Raw genomic sequence first — 6,822 nt, forward strand, 5'->3', positions numbered from 1 at the left:
AAAAATAACCTACGAATAAAATAATGCTTTATCCATAGGTTATTTAAATGTTTTAAATAGCAAATTTTTTTTGTAAATGGTCATATTGATGGCCGGCAATTTCAATTTCGCCAACTTTACCAAAGCCGTTGTTCAAGTAAACCTTTTGAGCCCCTTTGTTGACTTGATCAACATTTAGCCCGATGATTTGACGATCATGTTGTTTAGCTAAAATAGGTAAAGAATCGAGCAAGTCTGAAGCAACACCTCGTCTTCTAAAGTGAGGAGACGTTACGATGGTATCTAAATACCACTCATCTTTAAATGTTTCTAATTCATTAAATAAACGATATTCATCTGATAAATTTCGTGAATATAAAAAATCGATATAAGGTGAATCGATATGTTTTTCAAGATGATCGGGGTAACCAAAGGCGATGCCTGCGATATCATTATCAAGTTCTTTCACGATTGCATTTCTATAGCCATAGCGATAATCTGGTAAATCTTGGAACGCCTCAGCTAATAAGTTTTTTAATTGTTGTTCGCTTAATTTATCGAAAACATCAAGCTCCATGTCTTTTAAAACAATCATGACGAGTTCCATTGCTTTGAAAGCATCTTCTGGTTGAGCAGGTCTAATCATAGATATAAAAGCCTCCTTAAAAAATATTATGCTTCAACTCTATCATGAGACGGTATGAGAAGCAACTGGGCAGATTGGAAACGTTAACCAAACGAACAAGATTTAATAAAAAGTTATGTTATAATAAAAAATAATAAATAAAGTAAGATAGGTGATGACGAATGAAAGCAACAATGAAAGATGTTGCACGCTTAGCTGGTGTAGGAGTTGGAACAGTTTCAAGAGTAATTAACGGGGTCACAGTAAAGCCGAAGACAAAAGAAAAAGTAGACGCCGCTATTCAGGAATTAAACTATACACCTAACGAGTATGCACGAGGATTGAAGACAAAAACAACGCAGACGGTTGCTTTAATACTACCAACCATCTGGCATCCATTTTTTGCGGAATTTGCCTACTATGTTGAAGAATTTTTAAGTAATAAAAATTATAAATTATTTCTTTGTAATTCAGATGGTAAGGTTTCAAAGGAGAAAGAATACATTCAAATGGTGAAACAGAACAAGGTGGATGGCATCATTGGGATAACTTACTCAGACGTTGATCAATATATCTCAGCTAATTTGCCATTTGTGAGTGTTGATCGTCATTTTTCAGAGGATGTGTGTTATGTGACGGCTGATAATTTAGTAGGTGGGCAACTTGCAGCTAAAGAACTCGTTGAACGTGGTTCAAAATATGTGGCGTTTATTGGTAGTTATTCAGAGTATCCAAATGAAACAACGAAACGCTTAGATGGTTTTATTGATTATTGTTTGGCACATGAGATTGCGTATGAAATTCTATCTGTCCCTGAGCCTTACGAAGAATTTAATGAGCATTTAGAAAAATTTTTAATTCAATATCCAGAGTTAGATGGGTTGTTTGTAGTGAATGATTTTGTTGCTTTAGGTGTCATAGATTTCTTAGAAGAAAAGAAGCTTAAAAAAGTCGGCGTTAATTGTCAGGTGATTGGTTTTGACGGTATTCGCTTAGGAAAAGGTCATAAAAAAATGTTATCGACCATTGTCCAACCGATCAAGGAGATGGCAGAATTTTCAGTGGCTCATATTTTAAGCATAATTGCTGGCGAAGAAGTCCCTAAAAGAACGTTTCTGCCCGTTTGCTTTGAGGAAGGGGTTACAACCTTCAAAAAACTTCAAAATAACGACTGATATTGGTTGACATCTGTTAAAATAGATGTTAATTTTATATTACAAAAAGGAAACGTTTCCAAAGTGGTTTGTTGATTAAAATTGAAACGTTTCAAAAAAAACAGAAGAGGGGTAAAATGATATGAAAAAAAAGATTTTATTTTCAGCGGTAGTACTTTTAGCTTTGGGCGGTTTAGCGGCTTGTGGGAACAAAAAAGAAAAAGCGAGTTCAAGTAAAGATCCAGGAGATGTTAATGTTTGGGTTCAATTTTCAGATGAGACGGCTGAAGGAAAAGCTTGGCAAGAAATTGTCGATAACTTTAACGAAGAAAACAAAGGCAAGTACAAAGTAACAACTGAGTTTATCCCTCGTAGTGGAAGTGGTGGAGGGTATGAAGATAAAGTCAACGCAGCGATTACGACGAATACATTACCAGATGTAATCACAGTTGATGGTCCAAATACTGCAGCGTATGCTAAATCAGGTGTTCTTGCTCCATTAGATGATTACCTAAAAGATGCGGACATGGATGATGTTTTAGATAGTATCAAGCAACAAGGAACCTATGATGGGAAATTTTACGCTTTTGGTTTTTCTGAATCAAGTGTTGGTATTTATTACAATAAAAAAATGTTTAAAGAGGCTGGAATAGATGAAGCTAGTCTACCAACTTTAGATAAACCTTGGGATTGGACAGAATTTAAAGAAATATCAGAAACGTTACATAAGAAAAATAAAGGCCCAGTTTTTGATATGCAAATTGCCAACAAAGATGAGATGTTAACGTATGGTTATACTCCGTTTGTTTGGTCAAATGATGGCAGTATTGTAAATAAAGAAGGAACAGAAGCTGAAGGTCATTTTAACTCAAAAGATACAGTTGAAGCCTTAGAATTTATTCAAGAGCTAGTTAAAAAAGATTATGTTCCTGTCACACCAATTGAAAAAGGGTTTGAAACTGGAAAATATCCAATGTATTTAAGTGGCTCATGGACGATGGCCGATTTAGAAGCAAATTATAAAGATATTGATTATGGTATTTTACCTTATCCAGTATCGGATAAAACGAAAAAATTAGTTTCCCCAACAGGAAGTTGGGCTTTAGGTATGACAAACAATACGAAGAAAAAAGAAGCGGCAGCAGCTTTCATTTTATATGCTACGAATACAGAATCAAGTAAAATTATGAGTTTAGGTAATAGTGTTTTACCTATTCGAAATTCAACCATTGACTTAATCAAAGACGAAGTCCCTGAAGGAATGAAAATGTTGATGGAACAGAACCAAAAATCAGGACATGCTCGTCCAGTTGTAGTAGCTTATCCACAAGTCTCAAGAGCGTTCCAACAAGCGATTCAAGACATTACTTTTTATGACGAAAATCCAGACGTTCAAAAAGTTGCCGATGCTCGTGCTAAAGAAATGCAACAAGCCATCGATGCATCATTAAAAAAATAATAGTCAAGAGAAATGACGTTCTAAGTTGCTAGGGAATGAGGGGAAAAATAGCTTGCTTATCTCTGTATGAACTTAGGACGGGTTCACTTAAAAGCAGTATTGTCTTATAACGTGTTTATGATGGATTTGAAATGGCACAATACTTTGAAAACTGTATTGTGCTTTTTTATATAAGAACCGATGCAAGGTAAATGTTTTAAAGGAGGAAGAACGTGATGAAGAAAAAAGCATCATTGAAAGAAAACTTAATTGGTTATAGTTTTTTAGCACCTGCCCTTATCTTATTGATCATTTTTCTAATTGTTCCAATAGGGATGGTATTTTATTACGCCTTTACTGATTATTATTTATTAACACCAGATGCTCGTCAATTTATAGGGTTAGAGAACTTTAAACAATTATTTAACGACCCTATTTTCATTAAAAGTGTTTGGAACACGGCAAAATTCGTTATTTGGATTATTCCAGTTCAACTTGGGGCGGCACTAGGGATGGCTTTAATTATTAATAAAAATCGTAAAGGAAATATGTTTTTTAAAATTGCGTTCTTCGCTCCGGTAGTGATGTCGTTAGTTGTTATTTCGATTTTATGGTTGTATCTATTGAATCCGAATGATGGCTTAATCAATGCTTTATTAAATCAACTAGGAATTAAATCAATGCCTTTTTTGACAAGTCCTAAACAGGCAATGTATACGATTGTTTTTGTTTCAGCTTGGCAAGGAGCAGGCTATCAGATGTTATTGTTGTTGGGAGGGATGCAAAACATTCCACAAGATGTTTATGAAGCGGCTGAAATTGATGGTTTTTCAAAGTTTCAGCAATTTAGATACATCACGTTACCCTTGTTAAAACCAACCGCTATTTTTGTATTATTAACTACTTTAATTTCAGCCTTTAAATTAATTGTTCAGCCAATGGTTATGACTCAAGGGGGACCAATGAACTCAACGATGACAATGGTTTACTATATTTACCAAACCGGTTTTACAGATCGTTTGGTAGGGTACTCTAGTTCAATCGCCCTTGTCTTTACAACAATGATTGGACTCATAACTATTGCCCAACGTAAATTAATTAAGGAGGATAAAGACTAATGAAACGAAAATGGAAAGCAACCACGATTTTAGAATATTTTTTGTTGTTTTTGCTAGCGGCTTTATTTTTATTTCCGATGATTTGGATGATTGTTTCCTCGATGAAGCCAGAAGCAGATGTTTTTAATCAGTTGACTTCGTTTAAAGCTTTTTTACCAAGTTTTAATCCTGCGAATTGGTTCAAAACTTATGAAGAAGTCATTAGTCGTTTTAGTGTGGGGACCTATCTGCTAAACAGTATCTTTTATGGTTTAACCTTTGCAGCAGGCTCAATCATCGTTAATTCATTAGCAGGTTTTGCTTTTGCAAAAATCAATTTTTCAGGTAAAAAAATCATTTTTGGATCGTTGCTTGCATTATTGATTATTCCAATGGAAACTCTATTAATCTCTCAGTTTACAGTGGTGAATGCTTTAGGGCTTGTTAATACGCATTTAGCGGTTATTTTACCAGCAATGGCAAGTGCTTTTAATATCTATTTATTTAGAAACTTTTTTATCGCTATCCCTGATGAGATTATTGAATCAGCTAAAATTGATGGAGCTTCTATCTATGCCATTTTCTTTAAAATTATGTTACCGATGGCTAAACCAGCCATTGCAACAGTAGGTGTGTTATCATTTATTAATAGTTGGAATGATTATATCTGGCCTTTGATGGTCTTAACAGATAAATCGAAATTCTCAATGCAAGTTGCCATTACAACGATTAATACGACGCAACCTGTTTTAATTAATCAAGTCATGGCTGTTTTAACAATTTCGACAATTCCATTAATTATCATTTATATTGTGGCACAAAAGTATATCTTACAAGGATTAGGTGGTTCTGGTACAGGAATCAAGTAAGTTCTATTTTAGAAAGGAGTTTTTAGCAATGACAGAATTAAAAAAAGTTAATGAGTTTGTTCAATCAAGTAAAGTAACAGTTGATGAAACTTATCGTCATCAGTTTCATCTTATGCCTGAAGTTGGTTGGTTAAATGATCCAAATGGTTTTGTTTATTTTAGAGGGGAGTATCATCTTTTTTATCAATACCATCCTTATAGTAGTGAATGGGGACCCATGCATTGGGGACACGCTAAATCAAAAGATTTATTAACGTGGGAAGAACTACCTGTTGCTTTAGTTCCCGTTGAAGATTATGAAAAAGATGGTTGTTTTTCAGGGAGTGCCATCGTAAAAGATGATAAACTTTACTTAATGTATACTGGACACTATGAACGGGAAGGAACTCGTCGTGAAGTTCAGTGTTTAGCGGTTTCTGAAGATGGGATTTCTTTTGAAAAGCTCCCTCAAAACCCAGTGATTGCAGAGCAAGAACTTAAAGATTACGGAGATATCAAGGAATTTCGTGATCCTAAAGTTTTTGAGAAAAACGGTAAATACTACACCGTTATTGCAACGAAAACTGCGGACCATCGTGGTCGTATTTTAATGTTTGAATCTAAAGATTTAATTCATTGGGACTTTTTCTCGGTTGTTTTAGAGGGAGAAGCGCATCAAGGAATCATGTGGGAATGTCCAGATTTGTTTCAGATAGATGGCAAAGACTGTTTAATTATGTCACCAATCGAGATGGAAGCTGACGCTCATGCTTACCATAATATGAGTTCAACAGTTGCTTTTATCGGAGAGATGAATTGGGAAACAGGACAATTAAATGTCGAGAATTACCATGAGATTGACACGGGACTTGATTTTTATGCGCCACAAACGTGTGAAAATGAGACAGGCGAACGGGTGATGGTTGCCTGGATGCAAATGTGGAAACGAAATATTCCAACTCACGATTTGGGGCACGGATGGGCAGGGGCAATGACACTCGCTCGAACCCTAAGAATCGAGAACAACGAGCTTGCTCAACAACCGTTTCCTTCATTGTATGAGCATTTAGATAATATCATGACCCAAGAGGATTTGACTGTGGTACAAGAAAACGATTATGTGATGAAACAAGCTTTGAAAAAACAATCGTATCTGAAGCTAACGGTTTCAACTTCTGACTCGTTTGAAATCAAATTATTAGATATTAACGATCACTATTTAAGTTTTACCTATGATGAGAGTACTTCTTGTTTAAGCTTTAGTCGAGAACGTGTCGGTTATCCGATTAAGGGAGTGGAAAAGACTCATTTGGTCTCACGTTCCTTACCAATCACAGGAGTTTCTGAGGAACTCACACTTGAGTTTATTCGCGATAATTCTTCATTAGAAGTATTTATCAATCAAAAAGAAACGATGACTTTCAATTTTTATGAAACAACGATGCATTCAGATATGAGTTTGAGTTCTTTCGGAAAACTTAAAATAAAAGAAATCGTCTTAGCTAAGGTTAAATAAAAAAATGCTTGATTTTTCAGATAAATAAGCTATAATGATTGAAGTGCGTGTTAAATACACGTGCTTCTTTATTTATGGAAGTGTGGGAGGAGAAATTAGCATCTCCATTAAACCACATCACGGACTTAAGGAGGTATGTCTCGTGGCAAAAAAAGTAGAAAAATT

General features: G+C 35.0%; 6 protein-coding genes. 5 read left to right on the forward strand and 1 reads right to left on the reverse strand.

Features of this window, described 5'->3' with window-relative positions:
• Window positions 1-52 precede the first annotated feature (52 nt).
• Complete coding sequence (locus tag ACTJFD_RS09885) at window positions 53-625, reverse strand: GNAT family N-acetyltransferase (protein ID WP_442261330.1); 573 nt, start codon at window positions 623-625, stop codon at window positions 53-55.
• A 161-nt stretch (window positions 626-786) separates the two neighbouring features.
• On the opposite strand from ACTJFD_RS09885, the gene ACTJFD_RS09890 reads away from it, so the two are divergent.
• The 5 genes from ACTJFD_RS09890 (at window position 787) to ACTJFD_RS09910 (ending at window position 6,657) form a co-directional block, all read left to right on the forward strand.
• A complete protein-coding gene (locus ACTJFD_RS09890; RefSeq protein ID WP_442261332.1) occupies window positions 787-1,779 on the forward strand; it encodes a LacI family DNA-binding transcriptional regulator in 993 nt (330 codons plus the stop codon).
• 121 nt (window positions 1,780-1,900) lie between these two features.
• Entirely contained in the window at window positions 1,901-3,217 is a 1,317-nt protein-coding gene (locus ACTJFD_RS09895; RefSeq protein WP_442261334.1) for an ABC transporter substrate-binding protein, read from the forward strand.
• 215 nt (window positions 3,218-3,432) lie between these two features.
• Window positions 3,433-4,314: a carbohydrate ABC transporter permease gene (locus ACTJFD_RS09900; protein WP_442261336.1), complete on the forward strand. Its 882-nt coding sequence runs from the start codon at window positions 3,433-3,435 to the stop codon at window positions 4,312-4,314.
• Window positions 4,314-5,162: a carbohydrate ABC transporter permease gene (locus tag ACTJFD_RS09905; RefSeq protein ID WP_442261338.1), complete on the forward strand. Its 849-nt coding sequence runs from the start codon at window positions 4,314-4,316 to the stop codon at window positions 5,160-5,162. Before ACTJFD_RS09900 ends, ACTJFD_RS09905 begins: the two co-directional genes overlap by 1 nt.
• A gap of 28 nt (window positions 5,163-5,190) precedes the next feature.
• Complete coding sequence (locus tag ACTJFD_RS09910) at window positions 5,191-6,657, forward strand: glycoside hydrolase family 32 protein (RefSeq protein WP_442261339.1); 1,467 nt, start codon at window positions 5,191-5,193, stop codon at window positions 6,655-6,657.
• The last annotated feature ends 165 nt before the right edge of the window (window positions 6,658-6,822 follow it).

The organism is Vagococcus sp. (genome assembly GCF_052102835.1).
Classification (GTDB): Bacteria; Bacillota; Bacilli; order Lactobacillales; family Vagococcaceae; genus Vagococcus.

Coding starts and splice junctions, on each gene's coding strand:
- ACTJFD_RS09885 (WP_442261330.1), bottom strand. CDS start 625: ATGATTAGACCTGCTCAACCAGAAGATGCTTTCAAAGCAATGGAACTC.
- ACTJFD_RS09890 (WP_442261332.1), top strand. CDS start 787: ATGAAAGCAACAATGAAAGATGTTGCACGCTTAGCTGGTGTAGGAGTT.
- ACTJFD_RS09895 (WP_442261334.1), top strand. CDS start 1,901: ATGAAAAAAAAGATTTTATTTTCAGCGGTAGTACTTTTAGCTTTGGGC.
- ACTJFD_RS09900 (WP_442261336.1), top strand. CDS start 3,433: ATGAAGAAAAAAGCATCATTGAAAGAAAACTTAATTGGTTATAGTTTT.
- ACTJFD_RS09905 (WP_442261338.1), top strand. CDS start 4,314: ATGAAACGAAAATGGAAAGCAACCACGATTTTAGAATATTTTTTGTTG.
- ACTJFD_RS09910 (WP_442261339.1), top strand. CDS start 5,191: ATGACAGAATTAAAAAAAGTTAATGAGTTTGTTCAATCAAGTAAAGTA.